A 21,351-nucleotide genomic window follows, 5' to 3' on the forward strand; every position below is an offset into this window, starting at 1 on the left:
ACCTGAGGGTGTAGGAGCCGATCCCGGGCGCACTACCTCTAAAGAGTTGCTGGCCGTTCCGTTTCCATAAAAGCCTCGGCCAACTTGATCAAAATATTGAAAAACAAAGGGTTTCATCGATATCCAGGCCTACCTCCTTGGAGGTAGACGGGCCAAGCATAGGCCTGTACCGCCCCGGCGCACGTTGACCCAGGTCAAGTTTTCGCAGGGTTCGTATCACTAGGCTGCGCTCATCGAACTGACGGAGTGCCTCGTGATGCGAGCACAAGTGCAACAAGGGCTGGTACTCGGGATGAGTACCCTGGCCTTCACCGTGTGCTTCATGGTCTGGATGATGTTTGCCGTGCTGGGCGTTCCGATCAAGGAACTGCTGGCCCTCAACGAAACCCAGTTCGGCCTGCTGGCCGCCACGCCGGTATTGACCGGCTCGCTGGTGCGTCTGCCCCTGGGCCTTCTGACCGACCGCTTTGGCGGACGAATCGTGTTCTTCCTGCTGATGCTCGCCTGCGTATTGCCGCTGTACCTGATCACCCTCGCCACGGCCTTCTGGCAATTCCTGGTGCTGGGGCTGTTCGTCGGCCTGGCCGGTGGTTCGTTCTCGGTGGGCATTGCCTACGTCGCCAAATGGTTCGATAAGCAGAACCAGGGTTTTGCCATGGGCGTCTTCGGCGCTGGCAACGCGGGGGCGGCGGTGACCAAGTTCCTCGCTCCGGCCCTGATCGCATTCGGCTCCTGGCACCTGGTGCCGAAGGTGTTCAGCGCCATCCTGTTCATCACCGCGCTGCTGTTCTGGTTTCTCACCACCGAGAAAAAGGAACACAGCGGCACCGGCGGTGCCACGTTGCGCGAGCAATTGAAAACCTTGAAAGAGCCGGCCGTGTGGCGTTACTGCCAGTACTACTCGATCGTGTTCGGCGGCTACGTGGCCCTGGCCTTGTGGATGACCAAGTACTACGTGCAGGAATACGGCTTCAGCCTGCAAAGCGCGGCGCTGCTGGCGGCGTGTTTCTCCTTGCCCGGTGGCGTGCTGCGGGCCGTCGGTGGCTGGATGTCCGACCGTTGGGGCGCCCAGAGCGTGACCTGGTGGGTGTTGTGGGTCAGCTGGATCTGCCTGTTCCTGCTGTCCTATCCCCAGACCCAGCTGCAAGTGCAGACCGTCAACGGCATCGTCGATTTCCACATCGGCCTCAACGCCACGCTGTTCACCGTGCTGCTGTTCGTGATGGGTATCGCCTTCGCGTTCGGCAAGGCCTCGGTCTTCAAGTACATCGCCAACGACTACCCGAAAAACATGGGCGCGGTGTCCGGCATCGTCGGTCTGGCCGGCGGCCTGGGCGGGTTCGTGCTGCCCATCATGTTCGGCGCCCTGGTGGACCTCACCGGCGTGCGCTCGTCCTGCTTCATGTTGATGTACGGCGTGGTCTGGGTCTCCCTGACCTGGATGTACTTCAGCGAAATGCGCAAGCGCCCGCTGCTGGGTAAACAGCCGCCGGCCAGCCAATCCCCGTTTTCCAGCATTGCCCAAGGAGAAGAACATGTCCGTTCTGCAAACGCCTGAAAAGGGCCCGGTCATTCATGACTGGCGCCCGGAAGACCCCGCGTTCTGGGGCAAGAGCGGCAAACTGACCGCCCGACGCAACCTGTGGATCTCGATCCCGGCGCTGCTCTTGGCCTTCGCGGTGTGGATGGTCTGGAGCACGGTGATCGTGCGCCTGAACGCCATCGGCTTCAGTTTCACCACTGACCAACTGTTCTGGCTGGCGGCGTTGCCGGGGTTGTCCGGCGCGACCTTGCGCATCTTCTATTCGTTCATGGTGCCGATCTTCGGTGGCCGCCGTTGGACCGCCCTGAGCACCGCGTCATTGCTGGCGCCAGCGCTGTGGATGGGCTTCGCGGTGCAGGATCCAAGCACGCCCTACAGCGTGTTCGTGCTGATCGCGCTGCTCTGCGGCTTTGGTGGTGGCAACTTCGCCTCGAGCATGTCCAACATCAGCTTCTTCTACCCCAAATCCCAGCAGGGCACTGCCCTGGGCCTGAACGCCGGCTTGGGCAACCTGGGCGTGTCGGTGATGCAGTTCAGCGTGCCTTTGGTGATTTCCTTCGGTGTGTTCGGTTTCATGGGCGGCCAACCCCAAGTGCTGGCCGATGGCAGCTCGCTGTGGTTGCAGAACGCCGGGTTCATCTGGGTGCCGTTCATCCTCGCCGTGACCCTGATTGCCTGGTTCGGCATGAACGACCTGTCCAGTGCCCGGGCGTCGTTCAGCGAACAGGCGGTGATCTTCAAGCGCAAGCACAACTGGCTGATGTGCTGGTTGTACCTGGCGACCTTCGGCTCGTTCATCGGTTTCTCCGCCGCGTTCCCACTGCTGATCAAAACCTCGTTCCCAGAAGTCATCGCCCTGAAATTCGCTTTCCTCGGCCCGCTGGTGGGCGCGCTGGTACGGCCGCTGGGCGGCTGGCTGGCGGACAAGCTCGGCGGCGCGAAAGTCACCTTGTGGAACTTCGTGCTGATGATTGTGATGGTGTTCGGTGTCCTGCACTTTCTGCCTAAGGGCGGCGAGGGCGGCAGCTTCTACGGTTTCCTGGGCATGTTCATGTTGCTGTTCATCACCACTGGCGTGGGCAACGGTTCGACCTTCCGCATGATCCCGGTGATCTTCCGCACCCTGCATGAAAAAGCCGCCCTGGGCAAAAAGCCCGAGGTGCGCGAGCAAGCGCTCAAGAACGCCGGCAAGGAATCGGCCGCGGTGCTGGGTTTCAGCTCGGCCATGGGCGCCTTCGGGGCGTTCTTCATTCCCAAATCATTTGGCACTTCGATGGCCCTGACCGGCGGCCCGGAGATGGCCTTCTACATGTTCGTCGGCTTTTACCTGAGCTGCATCGTGGTGACCTGGTGGTGGTACGCCCGCAAAGGCGCGGCGACACCCTGCTAAGACGAATTCAACTATTGCGTGGGCGGGGCGAAGACCCCGCGGAGCAAGCCTGAGAGGAAGACACTGTGAGTCATTTATTGGATCAACTGCGGTTCTTCAACCGCAAGCAAGGCGAGTTTTCAGACGGCCACGGCGAGACCCGCAAGGAGTCCCGCGACTGGGAGAACGTCTACCGTTCGCGCTGGCAGTACGACAAGATCGTGCGCTCCACCCATGGGGTGAACTGCACCGGTTCGTGCTCGTGGAAAATCTACGTCAAGAACGGCCTGATCACTTGGGAAACCCAGCAGACCGACTATCCGCGCACCCGCAACGATCTGCCGAACCACGAGCCCCGCGGCTGCCCCCGCGGTGCGAGCTACAGCTGGTACATCTACAGCGCCAACCGGCTCAAGTACCCGAAGATCCGCAAGCCCTTGCTCAAACTGTGGCGCGAAGCCCGGCAGACCCTGCCGCCTGTTGAGGCCTGGGCCAGCATCGTCGAGAACAAGGCCAAGGCTGACTCGTACAAGAGCAAGCGCGGCATGGGTGGTTTCATCCGTTCCAACTGGGAAGAAGTCAACGAGATCATCGCCGCCGCCAATGTCTACACCGTCAAGGAACACGGCCCGGACCGGGTGGTCGGCTTCTCGCCGATCCCGGCCATGTCGATGGTCAGCTATGCCGCCGGTTCGCGTTACCTGTCGCTGATCGGTGGCGTGTGCCTGAGCTTCTACGACTGGTATTGCGACTTGCCGCCGGCTTCGCCGATGGTCTGGGGCGAGCAGACCGACGTGCCGGAATCGGCCGACTGGTACAACTCCAACTACATCATTGCCTGGGGCTCCAACGTCCCGCAGACCCGTACCCCTGACGCCCACTTCTTCACGGAGGTGCGCTACAAGGGCACCAAGACCGTGGCGATCACCCCGGACTATTCGGAAGTCGCCAAGCTCACCGACCTGTGGCTCAACCCCAAGCAGGGCACTGACGCCGCGCTGGCCCAGGCCTTCAACCATGTGATCTTCAAAGAATTCCACCTGGACAAGCCCAGCACCTATTTCACCGAATACGCCAAGCGCTACACCGACTTGCCGGTGCTGGTGATGCTCAAGCCGATGCTCGGCGCGGCGCCGGGCGCGGGTTTCCAGCCGGACCGTTTCCTGCGGGCCAGCGACCTGACCGACAACCTCGGGCAGGAAAACAACCCGGAGTGGAAAACCATTGCCCTGGATGCCAGCGGTGAATTGGTTTCACCCCAAGGCTCCATCGGCTATCGCTGGGGCGAGAAGGGCAAGTGGAACATCCTGCCCCGTGAAGGCGGTGAGGGGCGTGAGATCGACCTCAAACTGAGCCTCATCGGCGGCGACGTCGCCGAGGTGGCGTTCCCGTATTTTGCCGGTGAAGCCCAGGAGTACTTCCAGCACGTGGCCGGTGATGCGGTGCAGTTCCGCCGGGTGCCGGTGCACAGCGTGGTGCTGGCCGATGGCAGCGTGGCGAAAGTCGCCACCGTGTTCGACCTGTCGGCGGCCAACCTGGCCATTGACCGTGGCCTGGGCGGCGCCAACGTTGCCAAGGACTATGACGACGCCTCGGTGCCCGGTACCCCGGCCTGGCAGGAGCAGATCACTGGCGTGAGCCGCGAGAAGGCGATCCAGATCGCCCGTGAGTTTGCCGACAACGCCGACAAGACCCGTGGACGCTCGATGATCATCGTCGGTGCGGCAATGAACCACTGGTACCACATGGACATGAACTACCGCGGGCTGATCAACATGCTCATGCTCTGCGGTTGCGTCGGCCAGACCGGTGGCGGCTGGGCCCACTATGTCGGCCAGGAAAAACTCCGTCCGCAATGCGGCTGGCTGCCCCTGGCCTTCGGCCTGGACTGGAACCGTCCGCCACGGCAGATGAACGGTACCAGCTTCTTCTACGGCCACAGCTCGCAATGGCGCCACGAGAAGATGAGCATGCACGATGTGCTCTCGCCCCTGGCCGACAAGTCGCAGTTCCCCGAGCACGCCCTGGACTACAACATCCGCGCCGAACGGGCCGGCTGGTTGCCCAGCGCGCCGCAGCTCAACACCAACCCGCTGCACATCTGTCGCGATGCCGCCGCCGCGGGCCTGGACCCCAAGGACTACGTGGTCAAGTCGCTGCAGGACGGTTCCCTGCGCTTTGCCTGCGAGCAACCGGACAGCCCGGTGAACTTTCCGCGCAACATGTTCATCTGGCGTTCCAACCTGCTGGGTTCCTCGGGCAAGGGCCACGAGTACATGCTCAAGTACCTGTTGGGCACCAAGAACGGCGTGATGAACGAAGACATCGGCCATAGCAGCGAGTGCAAGCCCACCGAAGCCGAATGGGTCGACGAGGGCGCCATTGGCAAGCTCGACCTGGTGACCACCCTGGACTTCCGCATGTCCTCGACCTGCGTGTATTCCGACATCGTCTTGCCGACCGCCACCTGGTACGAAAAAGACGACATGAACACCTCGGACATGCACCCGTTCATTCACCCACTGTCGGCCGCTATCGATCCGGCCTGGGAATCGCGTTCGGACTGGGAAATCTACAAGGGTATCGCCAAGGCGTTTTCCGCCATGTCGGTCGGCCACCTGGGCGTAGAGAAAGACCTGGTCACCGTACCGTTGATGCACGACAGCGTTGGCGAACTGGCCCAACCCTTTGGCGGCACCGATTGGAAAAGCGCCGGCGTGGCGCCGGTACCGGGCAAGAACGCGCCGAACCTGCAGGTGGTGGAGCGTGACTACCCGAACATCTACAAGCAGTTCACCTCCCTGGGCCCGATGCTGGAAAAACTCGGCAACGGCGGCAAGGGCATCAACTGGAACACCGACACCGAAGTGAAATTCCTCGGTGAGCTGAACCACAAGGAAGTCGAAGCGGGCATCAGCCAAGGACGACCAAAAATCGACAGCGCCATCGACGCTGCCGAAGTGATCCTGTCCCTGGCCCCGGAAACCAACGGCCATGTCGCGGTGAAAGCCTGGGCGGCGCTGTCGGAATTCACCGGTATCGACCACAGCCACCTGGCCGTCTCGAAGGAGCACGAGGCGATTCGCTTCCGTGACATCCAGGCCCAGCCGCGCAAGATCATTTCCAGCCCGACCTGGTCTGGCTTGGAAGACGATCACGTGAGCTACAACGCCGGCTACACCAACGTCCATGAGTCGATCCCATGGCGCACCATCACCGGTCGCCAGCAGTTCTACCAGGATCACCCATGGATGCAGGCGTTCGGCGAGCAGTTGATGAGCTACCGGCCACCGGTCAACACCCGCACCATCGCCGGCGTGAAAGGCAAGCGCAGCAACGGCGAGACCGAGATCGTCCTGAACTGGATCACCCCGCACCAGAAGTGGGGCATCCACAGCACCTACAGCGACAACCTGCTGATGCTGACCTTGAGCCGTGGCGGACCGATTGTCTGGCTCTCGGAAATCGACGCCAAGCGCGCCGGTATCGAGGACAACGACTGGATCGAGTGCTTCAACGTCAACGGCGCATTGACCGCCCGGGCGGTGGTCAGCCAGCGGGTCAAGGAAGGCATGGTGATGATGTACCACGCCCAGGAACGCATTGTGAACGTGCCCGGTTCGGAAACCACCAAGACCCGGGGCGGCCACCACAACTCGGTGACCCGCGTGGTGCTCAAGCCCACCCACATGATCGGTGGCTACGCCCAACAGGCCTATGGCTTCAACTATTACGGCACGGTCGGTTGCAACCGCGACGAGTTTGTCGTGGTGCGCAAGATGTCCAAAGTCGATTGGCTCGATGGTTCCAGTGGCGATGATCTGCCGCGTCCACTGCCGACTGATATCGAGGAGAACTGAGATGAAGATTCGCTCACAAATCGGCATGGTCCTGAACCTGGACAAATGCATCGGCTGCCACACTTGCTCGATTACCTGCAAAAACGTCTGGACCAGCCGTGAAGGCATGGAATACGCCTGGTTCAACAACGTCGAATCCAAGCCGGGCATCGGCTATCCCAAGGAATGGGAAAACCAGGACAAGTGGAAGGGCGGCTGGATCCGCAACGCCGACGGTTCGATCAACCCGCGCATTGGCGGCAAGTTCCGCGTGCTGGCGAACATCTTCGCCAACCCGGACCTGCCGAGCCTGGACGATTACTACGAACCGTTCGACTTCGACTACCAGCACCTGCACACCGCGCCGCTGGGCGAACATCAGCCCACCGCACGGCCACGTTCGCTGGTGTCGGGCAAGCGCATGCAGAAAATCGAATGGGGCCCGAACTGGGAGGAAATCCTCGGCACCGAATTCGCCAAACGGCGCAAGGACAAGAACTTCGACAAGATCCAGGCGGACATCTACGGCGAGTACGAAAACACCTTCATGATGTACCTGCCGCGCCTGTGCGAGCACTGCCTGAACCCAGCGTGCGCGGCGTCCTGCCCGAGCGGCGCGATCTACAAGCGCGAAGAGGACGGCATCGTCCTGATCGATCAGGAGAAGTGCCGCGGCTGGCGCATGTGCATCAGTGGCTGCCCGTACAAGAAGATCTATTTCAACTGGAAGAGCGGCAAGTCGGAAAAATGCATTTTCTGTTACCCGCGCATCGAAGCCGGCATGCCGACCGTTTGCGCTGAAACCTGCGTCGGACGGATTCGTTACCTCGGTGTGCTGTTGTATGACGCCGACCGCATCAGCGAAGTGGCCAGCACCGCCAACGAGCAGGACCTGTACGAGAAACAACTGGAGATCTTCCTCGACCCGAACGACCCGGCGGTGATTCGCCAGGCCCTGGCCGATGGCGTGCCGCAGTCGGTGATCGATTCGGCGCAACGCTCGCCGGTCTACAAAATGGCCGTGGACTGGAAACTCGCACTGCCGCTGCACCCGGAATACCGCACCTTGCCGATGGTCTGGTATGTGCCGCCACTGTCGCCAATCCAGAACGCCGCCGCGGCCGGCACCGTGGGCATGAACGGGGTGATCCCGGACGTCGACAGCCTGCGCATTCCGCTGCGTTACCTGGCGAACATGCTCACCGCCGGCGATGAGAAACCGGTCAAGCTTGCGCTCAAGCGCCTGCTGGCGATGCGCGCCTACAAGCGTTCCGAACAAGTGGACGGCGTGCAGGACTTGCAAGTGCTGGCCGACGTCGGCCTGAGCGTGAACCAGGTGGAAGAGATGTACCGCTACCTGGCCATCGCCAACTACGAAGACCGCTTCGTCGTACCGAGCGCTCACCGTGAAGACGCCATGAGCGATGCGTTCGCCGAACGCTCCGGTTGTGGTTTCAGCTTCGGCAGCGGCTGCAGCGGCAGCTCCGACACCAACATGTTCGGCGGCAAGAAAGCCAACCGCCGCGACGTGATCAAAACCGTGCAGTTGTGGGAGGAATGAACATGCGCATTCTCAAGGTGATTTCGTTGCTGCTCGATTATCCGACCGAGACCCTGGTGGCCGGTCGCGACGAGCTGGAACAGGCCATTGCACAAGCGCGGGAAATCAGTCCCCAGCAGCGCGCCGGCCTGTTTGAATTGCTCGAGGTGATCTGCGGCACTGACCTGATGGACGGCCAGGAGCACTACGGCGCGCTGTTCGGTCGTGGCCGCTCCCTGTCGCTGCTGCTGTTCGAACATGTCCACGGCGAGTCCCGCGACCGGGGCCAGGCCATGGTGGACATGATGGCGCAATACGAAGAGGCCGGTTTCGCCATCGGCGTCAAAGAGTTGCCTGACTACATCCCGCTGTACCTGGAGTTTCTCTCCACCCGCGAAGACCTCGAGGCCCGCGAGGGCCTGGCGGATGTGGCGCACCTGCTGGCCTTGCTCGCGGCGCGCCTGGACGAACGCGAAAGTGTCTACGCCAGTTGCTTCCGGGCCTTGTTGCAAATCGCCGGGGCCGAACCCCAGGTGGCGGTGGCCGAGTTGCGTGAGCAAGTGAAGGCCGAGCCACGGGACGACTCCCTCGAAGCCCTGGACAAGATCTGGGAAGAAGAGGCGGTGGATTTCATGAAGGCCGAACAGCAGGACCGTTGCAGTTCACTGCCCAGCGCGCCTGGCAAGGCGCGGGACGAAAGTGCGGTGCCGTTGCACTGGGTGGATTTTCAGCATGAAGGGCGGGCCGCAGCGCCAGCCGGGGAGGTGGGCAATGTCTAAATGGGATCTGTTGTTGTTCGGGGTCTACCCCTATGTCGCTTTGGCGATTTGCCTGCTCGGCAGCTGGGCACGGTTCGACCTGTCCCAGTACACCTGGAAGGCCGGTTCGAGCCAGATGCTGAACAAGCGCGGCATGCGCGTGGCCAGCAACCTGTTCCACGTTGGCGTGCTGTTTGTGCTGGCAGGTCACTTCGTTGGCCTGCTGACACCGTCGGCGATCTACCACCATGTGCTGAGCACCGAGAACAAGCAGCTGCTGGCGATGGTTTCCGGGGGCTTCTTTGGCGTGCTCGGCCTGATCGGCCTGATGATGCTGCTCAACCGTCGTCTGACCGACCCACGGGTGCGCGCCACCTCCAATGCCTCGGACATCCTCGTGCTGGTGGTGTTGCTGGTGCAACTGGTGTTGGGGCTGATGACCATCGTCGCCTCCACCGCCCATATGGATGGCTCGGTGATGGTGATGCTCGCCGACTGGGCCCAGAACACCGTGCTGTTGCGTCCGGTGGAAGCTGCTACCGCGATAGCGCCGGTGGGCCTGGTCTACAAGCTCCACGTGGTGCTGGGCCTGACCTTGTTCGTGTTGTTCCCGTTCACCCGTCTGGTTCACATCGTCAGTGCGCCGGTCTGGTACCTGGGACGTCGTTATCAAATCGTTCGGCAGAAGTTTTGAGGAGAAGATCATGGCGAGTGGATGCGGATGTGGCGGTGGTGGTGGCGGCAGCGGCGGCTGTGGTTCTTCGGCAAAAGTGCCGCCGGTGGTCGATGTGGAGCCCGTTGGGACCGTGCAGTTCGAGCCGGCCCAGGCCGGGCCGGTGGTGGAAGATGAAGCGCCAGAGTTGATTGCCAGCAGTGAGCAGGAGTGGCCGATCATCAGCGTCAACGGGGTGTCGATCACCCCGCAGGCGATGGCCCAGGAGCTGCAATATCACCCGGCTGACAGTCGCGAGGATGCGGTCTACCAGGCCGCTCGGGCCCTGGTGATTCGCGAATTGCTCCAGCAGCGTATCGCCGAGCTGGGCCTGGCATTGCAGGTCGGTGCCGGAGAAAACGAAGAGGAAGCGGCCACGCGGCTGTTGCTTGAACGTGAGGTGCAGGTGCCGCAGTGCGACGATGCCACCTGCCTGCGTTACTACGAAAGCAACCGGGCGCGCTTTCACAGTGCGCCGTTGTTGGCGGTGCGGCACATCCTGCTCGAATGCGCGCCGGACGATGTCGAGGCGCGCAGCCTGGCCCATGTGCAGGCCGAGCTGCTGCTGGAGCGGTTGGATCAGTTCCCGGGCAGCTTCGCCGAACTGGCGCTGAAGTATTCGGCCTGTCCGTCGAAGGAGCAGGGCGGTTCGCTGGGGCAGATCAGCAAGGGCCAGACCGTGCCCGAACTGGAGCGCCAACTGTTCACCCTGCCAGCGGGTCTGGCCAGCAAACCGCTGGAAAGCCGCTACGGCTGGCACGTGATCAGCATCGACCAGCGCATCGATGGCCAGTCGTTGCCTTATGAGGCCGTAGCGACAGCAATTCGCACCCAGTTGCAGCAGGGCGTTTGGCAAAAGGCGCTGGTGCAGTACCTGCAAACCTTGATCGGTGCGGCGGATATTCGCGGCATTCACCTTCAGGGCGCCGACTCGCCGCTGGTGCAGTGAGCACGGGCTCAATCGGGAGATCTTCATGAACGCGGTGTTGCAGGACGGGTTTGGGCGCCAGATCGATTATTTGCGGATGTCGGTGACCGATCGTTGTGATTTTCGTTGTGTGTATTGCATGGCGAAAAACATGACGTTCCTGCCGCGCCAGCAGGTGTTGACCCTGGAGGAGTTGCAGCGCCTGGCGCGGCTGTTCGTCGGCCTGGGGGTGAAGAAAATCCGCCTGACCGGTGGCGAGCCGCTGATCCGTCCGGGCATCGTCGGGCTGTGTCGCGAGATAGCGGCATTGCCCGGCCTGCGGGAACTGGTGATGACCAGCAACGGCTCGCAGCTGGGGCGATTGGCCCAGCCGCTGGTCGAGGCCGGGGTCAAGCGCATGAACATCAGCCTCGACAGCCTGGACGGCGAACGTTTTCGGGCGATCACCCGTAACGGCAACCTCGATCAAGTGTTGGCAGGGATTGAAGCGGCGAAGGTCGCCGGGTTCGAGCGGATCAAGCTCAACTGCGTGGTCATGAAGGGCCGCAACTTCGATGAAGTCCCGGCGCTGGTGCAGTACGCCATCGACCGACACATCGATATCAGCTTCATTGAGGAAATGCCGTTGGGGGATGTGGGTCGTTCCCGGGGCGAGTCGTTCTGTTCCAGCGATGAGGTGCGGGCCGAGATCGCTCACCATCACCGGCTGCTCGACAGCACTGAAAACAGCGGCGGGCCTGCGCGTTATGTGCGTCTGGAGCAGCATCCGGATACCCGGATCGGTTTCATTTCCCCTAACACCCACAACTTCTGCGCCAGTTGCAACCGCGTGCGCATGACCGTCGAAGGGCGCTTGCTGCTGTGCCTGGGACAAGAAGACTCCCTCGACCTGCGTGGCTTGCTACGGCGTTACCCGCTGGACGATCAACCGGTGATCCAGGCGGTGCGGCAGGCGCTGCGCGGCAAACCCTTGCGCCACGACTTTAACCCCGGCGGGGAGGTGCAGATTGTGCGGTTCATGAACATGAGCGGTGGGTGAGCACTGCTCAGGTCCCACAAGGGGATTTGTTGTGGATACAAATCTCACAGTCACGCCGTAACCTCTGTGGGAGCGGGCCTGTGGGAGCAAGGCTTGCCCGCGATGCAGGCTACACGGTTCAACTGCAAGACCGTGTCATCGTTCATCGCGAGCAAGCTTTGCTCCCACAGGCCTACTCCCACAGGGGGGGCAGGGGGCTGCCAAATGACCTTTCAGCCTGACGAATAGTCGCTGCCGATTCTTGATGCCGATCAATTGCAACCCTGCCTTTTGCCCGTACTCTCCACTGCATATTGTGTCTTAAGATTATTAAAAGCCTATATGTAGTGTCTGGAGCCAAAATGCAGAGCACGTTGATCTCAGTAGGGTGTAACCGCTTGCACAAGCGCGATGGCAGTGTGGTCGCCTTTGATGCGGACAAGATCCGCCAGGCGCTGATCGCCGCCGGCAAGGCCACTGGCGAATATGCCGAAGCCGAGGCCGAGGGGTTGCTTGAGGCGGTATTGGCGCGGTTGGAAGGGCAGACGCGCTTGAACGTCGAGCAGATCCAGGACCGCGTCGAGCGGGTGCTGATGGACGCCGGTTTCTTTCTCTCCATGCGCGCCTACATCGTCTATCGCGAGCAACACGGACGCCTGCGTCGGGATCGCCGTACGCTGGTGGAAGTCGCCACCTCGATGAACGAATACCTCGACCGCGAAGACTGGCGTGTACAGGCCAACGCCAACCAGGGGTATTCCCTCGGCGGGCTGATCCTCAACGTGTCGGGCAAGGTCACCGCCAATTATTGGCTCGACGAAGTCTACAGCCAGGCCATTGGCGAGGCGCACCGCGAGGCGGACCTGCATATCCACGACCTGGACATGCTCGCCGGCTACTGTGCCGGCTGGTCCTTGCGCACCCTGTTGCACGAAGGCCTCAACGGCGTGCCCGGGCGGGTCGAGGCCGGGCCGCCCAAGCACCTGAGCAGCGCCCTGGGGCAGATGGTGAATTTCCTCGGCACCCTGCAAAACGAATGGGCCGGCGCCCAGGCGTTCAGCTCGTTCGACACCTACCTGGCGCCCTATGTGCGCAAGGACCAGCTCAGCTACGACGAGGTCCGCCAGTCGTTGCAGGAGTTCATCTACAACCTCAACGTGCCGTCGCGCTGGGGCACGCAAACCCCGTTCACCAACCTCACGTTCGACTGGGTGTGCCCAGAGGATCTGCGCGAACAAATCCCGGTGATCGGTGGCGAGGAGATGCCGTTCGCCTACGGTGACCTGCAAGCGGAAATGGAGCTGATCAACCGCGCCTACATCGAGGTGATGCAGGCCGGCGATGCGAAAGGCCGGGTCTTCACCTTCCCGATCCCGACCTACAACATCACCCATGACTTCCCGTGGGACAGCGAGAACGCCGACCGGCTGTTCGAAATGACCGCCCGCTATGGCTTGCCGTATTTCCAGAACTTCCTCAACTCGGACATGCAACCCAACCAGGTGCGGTCGATGTGCTGCCGCCTGCAGCTGGACGTGCGCGAGCTGCTCAAGCGCGGTGGCGGTTTGTTCGGCTCGGCGGAACAGACCGGTTCCCTGGGCGTGGTGACGATCAACTGCGCGCGCCTGGGCTACCTGTACAAAGGCAACACCAGCGGGTTACTGCAACGCATCGATACCCTGATGGAACTGGCGAAGGAAAGCCTGGAGGTCAAGCGCAAGGTCATCCAGCATCACATGGATGCCGGTTTGTACCCTTACACCAAGCGCTACCTCGGCACGTTGCGCAATCACTTCTCCACCATCGGCGTGAATGGCCTGCATGAAATGCTGCGCAACTTCACCGACGACCAGCAAGGCCTGCACACCGAGCAGGGCCGGGCATTTGCCCTGAAGCTGCTGGATCACGTGCGGGCCACGCTGCTGCGTTTCCAGGAAGAAACCGGCCACCTCTACAACCTCGAAGCCACGCCCGCCGAAGGCACCACGTACCGCTTCGCCAAGGAAGACCTCAAGCGCTACCCGGATATCTTGCAGGCCGGCAGCCCGGTTGCGCCGTACTACACCAACTCGTCGCAACTGCCGGTGGGCTTCACCGACGATCCTTTCGAAGCCCTGGAGCTGCAGGACGAACTGCAATGCAAATACACCGGCGGCACCGTGTTGCACCTGTACATGGCCGAGCAGATTTCCTCGACACAGGCCTGCAAGCAACTGGTGCGCAAGGCCCTGGGACGTTTCCGCCTGCCGTACCTGACCATCACGCCGACCTTTTCCATCTGCCCGGTGCACGGCTATCTGGCCGGCGAACACGAGTTTTGCCCCAAATGCGACGAGGCCTTGCTGCTGCAACAGCAGTTGGCAGGCAGCGTTCACTGATCCGATTCATCGACCGCAAGGAGCTTCACCCATGAATGCATCGCAAAGCCTTCCACAAGCACAGCGTCAACGTTGCGAAGTCTGGACCCGAGTGATGGGTTATCACCGCCCGGTGACGGCCTTCAACCCGGGCAAACAGTCCGAGCACCGCGAGCGGGTGCACTTCACCGAACGCGCGGCCGGGCGTCCATGAGTCGAGTGCTACGGGTCGGGGGCATGGTGCCCCTGACCACCCTCGATTATCCGGGCCAACTGGCCTGTGTGCTGTTTTGCCAGGGGTGTGCCTGGCGTTGTCGTTATTGCCATAACCCGCAACTGATTCCGCCACGCGGCAGCGAGGAGGTGGATTGGTGCCGGGTATTGGCGTTTCTGCAACGCCGTCAGGATCTGCTCGACGCCGTGGTGTTCAGCGGCGGCGAGCCGACCTTGCAGGACGGCTTGGCGCCAGCCATGGAGGAGGTGCGGCAGATGGGCTTTCGCATCGGCCTGCACAGCGCCGGCATCAAGCCGGCGGCCTTCGCCAAAGTGGTCGGGCTTGCCGACTGGGTGGGGTTCGACATTAAGGCCTTGCCCGAAGATGCCCTCGATGTAACCCGGGTCGAAGGCAGCGGCGCTGCAAACTGGCGCAGCCTCGATCATCTGCTGGACAGCGGCGTGGATTATGAATGTCGCACGACGGTGCACTGGCACCTGTTCGACCCCGAACGGCTGCTGACCCTGGCCCGGCGCCTGAGCGAGCGCGGCGTCACCCGATTTGCCGTGCAATTGGTGCGCACCGCCCGGATGCTCGACCCCCACCTTTCCAGCGTCTCGGCGCAGGCCTTGCAGCCGGAGTTATGGGCCGCCCTGCGCGAGCTGTTCCCCTCGTTTGTGTTGCGCAGTTGAGTGGCCGGTAGCGGTGTGTCAGTTTGCAGAAGTGCTGACTGACACGCCGCCATCGCGAGCAAGCTCGCTCCCACAGGGGGCGTTGTGGCGGATACATAATTCGCAGTCACCCCGGAACCAATGTGGGAGCGAGCTTGCTCGCGATGACGGCGGTACATTCAACATGGATGCAGGCTGATCCACCGCTATCGCGAGCAGGTTCGCTCCCACAGGGGCCCTGTGGTGGACATGACTTTGTAGACCCTCGCAATCCCTCGATCACCAACCCCAGAATTGCAACCACCAGCCATACCCCACCAGGCTGCTAGCCAGGACCAGGCATGCCATGGCGGGCAAGCGTCGGATCGGCGATGCCACGGTGGACCGCAGGCGTTTCCAGCCCAGCCACAGGCTCCAGGCAATTGCCGCTGTCAGCAGCGCGGCCCTTACCGGTGAAACCCATTCCAGCAGCAGCCCTTCATAGCGCAGCAGCTTGACGGTGGTGGCCGACAGGCCGAGGAACAACCCGGCAGCGCCAAGAGGCGTCAGGGTGAGGGCCAGGGGCCGATAGGCTGTGGCATCGTCCGAGAGCCATGCCGCCAGGCGCATCAATAGCATCAACGAAGTGCCCATCAGCAGAGCACTCATGCCCAGATACGCGACGATGCAAAAACCATCGAGCCAACTGAAACTGTCATTGAGTTGCGGGTAGTGGGTCAACAGCCACCAGGGCGCGTTGTCCTGTAGCGCCCAAAGCCAATCGTGACTCACCAGCCATTGGGCCAGGCCCTGCTTGAGGTCGATGAACCAGGGGCTGACGGTCCACTGAAAGGCTCCCATGGCCAGGCCGATGACGCCGAACAGCAGCAAGCGAACGTCCCAGGACGACAGCGTCTTGGCCGTCGCTTGGAGGATTTCCGCGCTGCTGGAGCGGGCAATCAGCCGTACCGCGTCGCGCTGGCCGCTGCAGCGACCACAGGCGTGGCAATCGGCGGCGCCGCGCAGGCGACGGATGTCCAGCAGCGGCGCGCAATTGGGGGGAGGACGCCGGGGTGCAGGGTTTTCCAGCCAGCGTTGTTCGTCCACCTGGAAGTGCACCGGTGCCAAGCGGGCGAGCAGGGCAAACACACCACTGACCGGGCACAGGTAACGGCACCACACCCGCTTGCCCCGGGCGAACGACAGGCCGACGATCACCGCGGCGACGGTGGAACCGCCCAGGATCAGCAGTGCCGCCTGGGCATAGTCGTACACGCTGATCAACTGGCCGTAGACCGTGGTCAGACAGAACGCCAGGGTCGGCCAGCCGGCCCAACGCAACCCGCGTGGCACCCCGAAGCCCTTGCCGTAATGGCTGGCCCATTCGCTCAAGGCGCCTTCCGGGCACAGCACGCCACACCAGAGGCGGCCGAACAACACGATCGACAGCAACACGAACGGCCACCAGATTCCCCAGAACAGGAACTGTGCCAGCAGCGTCAGGCTATCCAACAGCCGCGCCTGGCTGTCCGGTAATGGCAACATTGCCGGCACCACCAACAGCACCGCGTAGAACAGCACCACCGCCCATTGCACTGCACGAATGGTTGCGCCGTGGCGGCGCATGCCGTCGCCCAGGCGTTGCAGCCAGGGGTTCAGGTCGGGCATGGCAGGGTTTCCGCTTTGCGTGGCCGCAACCAACCCGCGACCACCCCCCAATAGCCCAGCCACACCAGCAATGTCATCGCACTCGGGCTGGCCCGATACCCGGTGAAATCCGCCAGGAACCCGCCGAAACCATGGCCGTCGTCGAGTAATGCGCTGCTGTCCCACAGCGCGTCGCCAATGCCGCGATACACCGCCTCGGGCCAATCCATCGCCAGCAATTGCCCGCCGACTCGCTCGATGGCACTGACCAGCAACGCCGCGCCCAACAGCAGCAGGATCGCTTCGCTGATAGCAAAGAACCGCGGCCACGAGATTAACCGACGACTGCTGTGCAGCAAGGAGACGGTCAGCAGCGACAGCACCAGCCCGGCCAGCGCGCCCACGGCGAACAAGCCCAGTTGCGGCCCGTGCAGGCGTGTCCCGGCGCCATACAGGAAAACCACGGTTTCACTGCCTTCGCGGCTGACGGCGAGCAACGCCAAGACCAACAGCCCCAGGCCGCCCTGACGGCTCAGGCGCTGTTCGGCGTGGCGTGTCAGGTCATGCTTGAGTGTCCTCGCGTTCCGGTGCATCCAGCCGACCATTTGCACGATCAACAGGCTGGCAAACAGTGCCAACGACGCCTGGAACCACTCATTGGCCGCACCGCTCATGGCCTCGCCGGCGAGTAGGATCAGGCCGGCCAGCACGCCGGACAACAACAGGCCCAACGCCGCGCCGGCCCATACAGAGCGCCGCAGTTGGCTGGCCTGTTGCTGCTGGCTGGCCCAGGCCTGGAGAATCCCGATCACCAACAACGCTTCGACGCTTTCGCGCCAGACAATAAACATCGATTGAGTCATGCAAACGCCTCCTACTGGCCGATCACCGGGCGAGAATCCCGCCCTCGGGCAGTTGCGGGTTGAATTCATCGAAAAACGGATAGTGCCCGGGGCGCAGCGGATGGATGACCACGAAAGTCGTGACGCCGGGCGAGAGCACTTTCTCTACGCGCAATGGCGTGCTTTCGAACTCCGCCGGACCCTGGCCGACATTCTTCAGCACGATCTTGAACCGTTGCCCGGCGGGTACTTCCAGCTGCGACGGCGTGAAATACCCGTCGCGCATGCTCAATTCATAGGTGGGCAGTTCGGCCAGGGCGATTGACGGTAGCAGCAGAGCGGCCCGCGTCAGCCAGGCCAGGCATGACGGCCAGGATCGGCGGCTCATGTTCAGTACCCGCCTTTTTTACCGATCCCGGCGTAGACGAATTCATAATGCAGTTCGCAGCGCTCGAACCATGGGGCCACGCCGGTTTCCTTGTCGGTATGACGACCCAGGGACGCGTGGCCACCCGGTGGCAGGACGGTGAAGGTCAATTGGTATTTGCCCGGGCCGAGCAGCTTGACGTTGTCGCCGTAGTGCGGCCCGTCATTGGCAACCATGGCGTGGAAGTCGCCTTTGAGCGTGGTGTCGTTGCCTTGTTTCTTCAGCTGGAACGACACGTTGAGATAGGGCACGAAACTGCCTTCCTGAAAGCCTTGCTGGTTGTCCGCCGTGGCGCGGATATCCGCTTCCAGGTGCACATCCGAATCCGCCGTGGCGCGCATCATCCCAGCGGGGGCCATTTCGATCGGTTGCAAGTACACCGCGCCGACTTCCAGCCCCGGGCACAGTTGCGGTTCGCCGATGGGGTATTCCTTGGCCTGGGCCAGCGGTGGGAGCAACAGCAAGGCGAGGGACAACGGAGCAAGGGTGCGCATGATGACTTCCTGGTTGGCTAATTGATGGCGCCGAGTCTAGGAAGCTTCGCTGCGAATAATAATGATTCTTGTCAATTTTCAGCGCGAATTTTTGATCAACGAACGTGGGATCGTTCCTGCGCGGCTGTTCTTGATCAGGATCAAGGGCGGCAGCGGCCCAGCGGGGTAGGGTATGGGTACACCCATCGGTCATACGGGGTCGTCATGGCAAAGCCTTTTCCCATCAGTCCCAAGCATCCCGAGCGCATCTGCTGGGGATGTGATCGTTACTGTCCGACCAGTGCGCTGGCCTGCGGCAACGGTGCCGATCGAACGATGCACCCGGCCGAGATGATCGGGGACGATTGGTACCTGCATGGGGATTGGGGGCTGGAGTTGGTCGACATTACCGCCAAGGTCATTGACCCCAGCGCCACTCACCTGAAGGAATAAGGTGAAGGAATAAGGGTAAACCTGTGGCGAGGGAGCAAGCTCCCTCGCCACAATGAAAACCAACAGGTCTTGATAGCTGTCCCGTGCAGGCCGATCAGAGCTTCGGCAACTGCCCGATCCGTCCCATCATCTCGGTCACGATCTGCAAGTCCAAAAGGAATTGCTCCACGGTCTTGAACTCGTTGTCGTTGTGGCCGGTGTATTTGACGTCGGGCATCGCCAGGCCGAATTGCACGCCGTTGGGCAGGTCATGGACCGATGTGGCGCCGGCGGAGGTGCCGTATTTGTGTTCCATGCCGAGATTTTCAGTGGCGACGGCTAGCAGTGCCTTGACCCATTCACCCTCAGGGTTGCGGTACATCGGCGCGTCGATGGAGTAGTCGAAGGCCACCGCGACCTGGGATTGCTTGCTCCAGACGGCCAGCTTGTCGGCAATCTCAGTCTTGAGGGCTTCTGTGGTCTTGCCGACCGGTACCCGCAGGTTGACCGCCAGCTTGAACGTCTTGTCATCCATCCCGACGTAGGTCAGCGAGGCGGTCAGCGGCCCCATGAACGCATCGGAAAAGCCGATGCCTAATTTTTTGCCCAGGTAATCCAAGCCCCAATTGTTGGCGGCGTAACGGGCGGCGTCGGTGATGTGGTTGTGTTTGAGCGCAACCTTGCCGTCCAGGCCATTGATGAAGTCCAGCATCCGTGCCACCGGGTTGACGCCTGACTCGGGCTCGGAGGAGTGGGCGGAAACGCCGGTGAAGGTCAGTTGCACGTCTTTGCCGACGACCTGGGAGCCCACTTCGAAATTGCCGCCGTTGCGCTTGGCATAGTCGGTAGCGGCCTTGAGCAGGTCGGCGGCCATCTCGGCGGGCTTGTCGCTGGCGAAGGTGGCCACGGACGTCGACGGAATCTGATTGGTCGCCAGGCCGCCGGTCAATGCGGTGATTTGCGCGCCCTTGCCCTGTGCCGCGCGGCGAGGGAAATTGGCCATGACGGTGCCGTAGCCTTTCTCGGCAATCACCACGGGATAGCCGCCATCCAGTGCCAAGTTGTAGTTGGGCGTCGGGTTGCGTTCGAAATAATAGGGAATGGCGTCGCCGGTGGTTTCCTCGGTGGTGTCGACCAGCAGCTTGAAGTTGCGCGCCAGCGGCAGCTTCTCTTCCTTGATGATCTTCATGGCGTAGAGCGCCACGACGATGCCGTTCTTGTCGTCCTCGGTGCCCCGGCCATACATGCGGTCGCCCACCAGGGTGACCTTGAACGGATCGAGACGGGTGCCGTCTTTCAACACCCAGTTTTCCGGCGTGACCGGCACCACGTCGGCATGGGCGTGGATACCGACGACTTCGTCACCGCTGCCTTCGAGTGAAATCTCATAGACGCGGTTGTCGATGTTGCGGAAGTTCAGGTTGAACGCCTCGGCCAGGCTTTTGATCTTGTCGGCGATCTTGAGGAACTCGGGGTTCTCGTGTTGGGCGACACCGTCCTTGCGAAAGGTCGGGATGGCGACCAGTTCCTTCAGCGTCTCGGTGGCAGCTTTGCCGTATTTCACTCGGGCGTAGAGGCCCAGCAGGCGATGGATTTCGTTCTGCTGTTCGGTCGACAGGGTTTTGTTGGCCTGGAAGGCGCTGATGGTCGGGCCGAGGTTGGCGGTTTTGGCGAGGTCGCTTTTGGCTACTTCGGCGAGGAATTGCCTGAAATCGGTGACTGATGTATCGGCGAAGGTTTTGACGATGGCCGTGCTTTGTTGGGCGGTGATGTTGGCGTTGGCCGACATCGCGAATGACGACAGGCTGGACAGTATGAGGGTGGCAACGACAAGACGCTTGAACGGGCAGTTCATGGTGGCAGGCATTCCTTTGCAGGAGAGAAGTATCGTTTGATGAAACAATCACTTACAACCTAGCACCATGAACACGCGGCGGGGGAGCCCTTTGAACAGGATTTGTCGCCCGGGAAAGCGAAAACGGCGCAGAAATGAAAAATCCATTCCAACCACCCGACACTCAGTGTGGGAGCTTGCTCGGGAAAGCGGTGGGTCAGCTTGCATTGATGCTGATGCTGCTGACGCCATCGCGAGCAAGCTCGGCTCCCACAGATTTTGGGGGTGTTCACAAATCCTCAGTCCACCACGGAACCAATGTGGGAGCGGGCTTGCTCGCGATAGCGGTGGGTCAGCTTGCATTGATGCTGATGCTGATGCTGCTGACGCCATCGCGAGCAAGCTCGGCTCCCACAGGTTTTTTGGGGTGTTCACAAATCCTCAGTCCACCACAGATCCAATGTGGGAGCGGGCTTGCTCGCGATAGCGGTGGGTCAGCTTGCATTGATGCTGGATGTGCCGCCGCCATCGCGAGCAAGCTCGGCTCCCATAGGTTTTTTGGGGTGTTCACAAATCCTCAGTCCACCACAGATCCAATGTGGGAGCGAGCTTGCTCGCGAAAGCGGTGGGTCAGCTTGCATTGATGCTGATGCTGCTGACGCCATCGCGAGCAAGCTCGGCTCCCACAGGTTTTTTGGGGTGTTCACAAATCCTCAGTCCACCACAGATCCAATGTGGGAGCGGGCTTGCTCGCGATAGCGGTGGGTC

Annotated in this window: 17 protein-coding genes; 12 read left to right on the forward strand and 5 right to left on the reverse strand. The window is 61.8% G+C overall.

Annotated features, from left to right (window positions below):
- The first annotated feature begins 256 nt into the window (after positions 1-256).
- From AC3A5O_RS14225 to AC3A5O_RS14275, 11 genes are all read left to right on the forward strand, one after another.
- Positions 257-1,558 (forward strand): MFS transporter, encoded by a 1,302-nt coding sequence (locus tag AC3A5O_RS14225; protein WP_439653639.1) that lies wholly within the window; start codon positions 257-259, stop codon positions 1,556-1,558.
- Positions 1,536-2,933 (forward strand): NarK family nitrate/nitrite MFS transporter, encoded by a 1,398-nt coding sequence (locus AC3A5O_RS14230; RefSeq protein ID WP_305470833.1) that lies wholly within the window; start codon positions 1,536-1,538, stop codon positions 2,931-2,933. Before AC3A5O_RS14225 ends, AC3A5O_RS14230 begins: the two co-directional genes overlap by 23 nt.
- A 65-nt stretch (positions 2,934-2,998) precedes the next feature.
- Positions 2,999-6,772, forward strand: coding sequence for a nitrate reductase subunit alpha (locus tag AC3A5O_RS14235; protein ID WP_487753331.1), 3,774 nt, complete (start codon positions 2,999-3,001; stop codon positions 6,770-6,772).
- A 1-nt stretch (position 6,773) separates the two neighbouring features.
- Positions 6,774-8,312 (forward strand): nitrate reductase subunit beta, encoded by a 1,539-nt coding sequence (narH, locus tag AC3A5O_RS14240; RefSeq protein ID WP_122566500.1) that lies wholly within the window; start codon positions 6,774-6,776, stop codon positions 8,310-8,312.
- 2 nt (positions 8,313-8,314) lie between these two features.
- A complete protein-coding gene (gene narJ, locus AC3A5O_RS14245) occupies positions 8,315-9,070 on the forward strand; it encodes a nitrate reductase molybdenum cofactor assembly chaperone (protein ID WP_305470838.1) in 756 nt (251 codons plus the stop codon).
- A complete protein-coding gene (narI, locus tag AC3A5O_RS14250; RefSeq protein ID WP_305470839.1) occupies positions 9,063-9,743 on the forward strand; it encodes a respiratory nitrate reductase subunit gamma in 681 nt (226 codons plus the stop codon). The genes narJ and narI overlap by 8 nt, the downstream gene beginning before the upstream one ends.
- A gap of 10 nt (positions 9,744-9,753) precedes the next feature.
- Complete coding sequence (locus AC3A5O_RS14255) at positions 9,754-10,710, forward strand: peptidylprolyl isomerase (protein ID WP_487753332.1); 957 nt, start codon at positions 9,754-9,756, stop codon at positions 10,708-10,710.
- Positions 10,711-10,735: 25 nt separating this feature from the next.
- A complete protein-coding gene (gene moaA / locus AC3A5O_RS14260; RefSeq protein WP_487753333.1) occupies positions 10,736-11,728 on the forward strand; it encodes a GTP 3',8-cyclase MoaA in 993 nt (330 codons plus the stop codon).
- A gap of 341 nt (positions 11,729-12,069) precedes the next feature.
- The gene (locus AC3A5O_RS14265) at positions 12,070-14,085 is read left to right on the forward strand and encodes a ribonucleoside triphosphate reductase (RefSeq protein ID WP_122566506.1); all 2,016 of its coding nucleotides are present in this window, start codon (positions 12,070-12,072) and stop codon (positions 14,083-14,085) included.
- Between the two features lie 31 nt (positions 14,086-14,116).
- The gene (gene nrdD / locus AC3A5O_RS14270) at positions 14,117-14,278 is read left to right on the forward strand and encodes an anaerobic ribonucleoside-triphosphate reductase (RefSeq protein WP_014339185.1); all 162 of its coding nucleotides are present in this window, start codon (positions 14,117-14,119) and stop codon (positions 14,276-14,278) included.
- Positions 14,275-14,970 (forward strand): anaerobic ribonucleoside-triphosphate reductase activating protein, encoded by a 696-nt coding sequence (locus tag AC3A5O_RS14275; RefSeq protein ID WP_122566507.1) that lies wholly within the window; start codon positions 14,275-14,277, stop codon positions 14,968-14,970. The genes nrdD and AC3A5O_RS14275 overlap by 4 nt, the downstream gene beginning before the upstream one ends.
- A gap of 258 nt (positions 14,971-15,228) precedes the next feature.
- On the opposite strand, the gene AC3A5O_RS14280 is transcribed toward AC3A5O_RS14275, so the two are convergent.
- Genes AC3A5O_RS14280 through AC3A5O_RS14295 form a run of 4 tightly spaced genes read right to left on the reverse strand, consistent with a single transcriptional unit; the run spans position 15,229 to position 18,338 of the window.
- Positions 15,229-16,596: a 4Fe-4S binding protein gene (locus AC3A5O_RS14280; protein ID WP_487753334.1), complete on the reverse strand. Its 1,368-nt coding sequence runs from the start codon at positions 16,594-16,596 to the stop codon at positions 15,229-15,231.
- Positions 16,584-17,438: an FTR1 family iron permease gene (locus AC3A5O_RS14285; protein ID WP_487753335.1), complete on the reverse strand. Its 855-nt coding sequence runs from the start codon at positions 17,436-17,438 to the stop codon at positions 16,584-16,586. The genes AC3A5O_RS14280 and AC3A5O_RS14285 overlap by 13 nt, the downstream gene beginning before the upstream one ends.
- Positions 17,439-17,460: 22 nt before the next feature.
- Positions 17,461-17,805, reverse strand: a complete 345-nt coding sequence (locus tag AC3A5O_RS14290) for a cupredoxin domain-containing protein (protein WP_122566511.1) — start codon at positions 17,803-17,805, stop codon at positions 17,461-17,463.
- 2 nt (positions 17,806-17,807) lie between these two features.
- Positions 17,808-18,338, reverse strand: coding sequence for an iron transporter (locus AC3A5O_RS14295; RefSeq protein ID WP_305470849.1), 531 nt, complete (start codon positions 18,336-18,338; stop codon positions 17,808-17,810).
- A 204-nt stretch (positions 18,339-18,542) separates the two neighbouring features.
- Between AC3A5O_RS14295 and AC3A5O_RS14300 the strand changes: the two genes are divergently transcribed.
- On the forward strand, positions 18,543-18,770 hold the full coding sequence (locus AC3A5O_RS14300) for a DUF3079 domain-containing protein (RefSeq protein WP_122566513.1): 228 nt from the start codon (positions 18,543-18,545) through the stop codon (positions 18,768-18,770).
- A 94-nt stretch (positions 18,771-18,864) separates the two neighbouring features.
- Here the strand turns inward: AC3A5O_RS14300 and AC3A5O_RS14305 are convergent, their stop codons facing one another.
- Complete coding sequence (locus AC3A5O_RS14305; RefSeq protein WP_487753336.1) at positions 18,865-20,604, reverse strand: dipeptidase; 1,740 nt, start codon at positions 20,602-20,604, stop codon at positions 18,865-18,867.
- Positions 20,605-21,351 lie beyond the last annotated feature (747 nt).

The organism is Pseudomonas sp. Soil_N_39 (assembly GCF_057655955.1).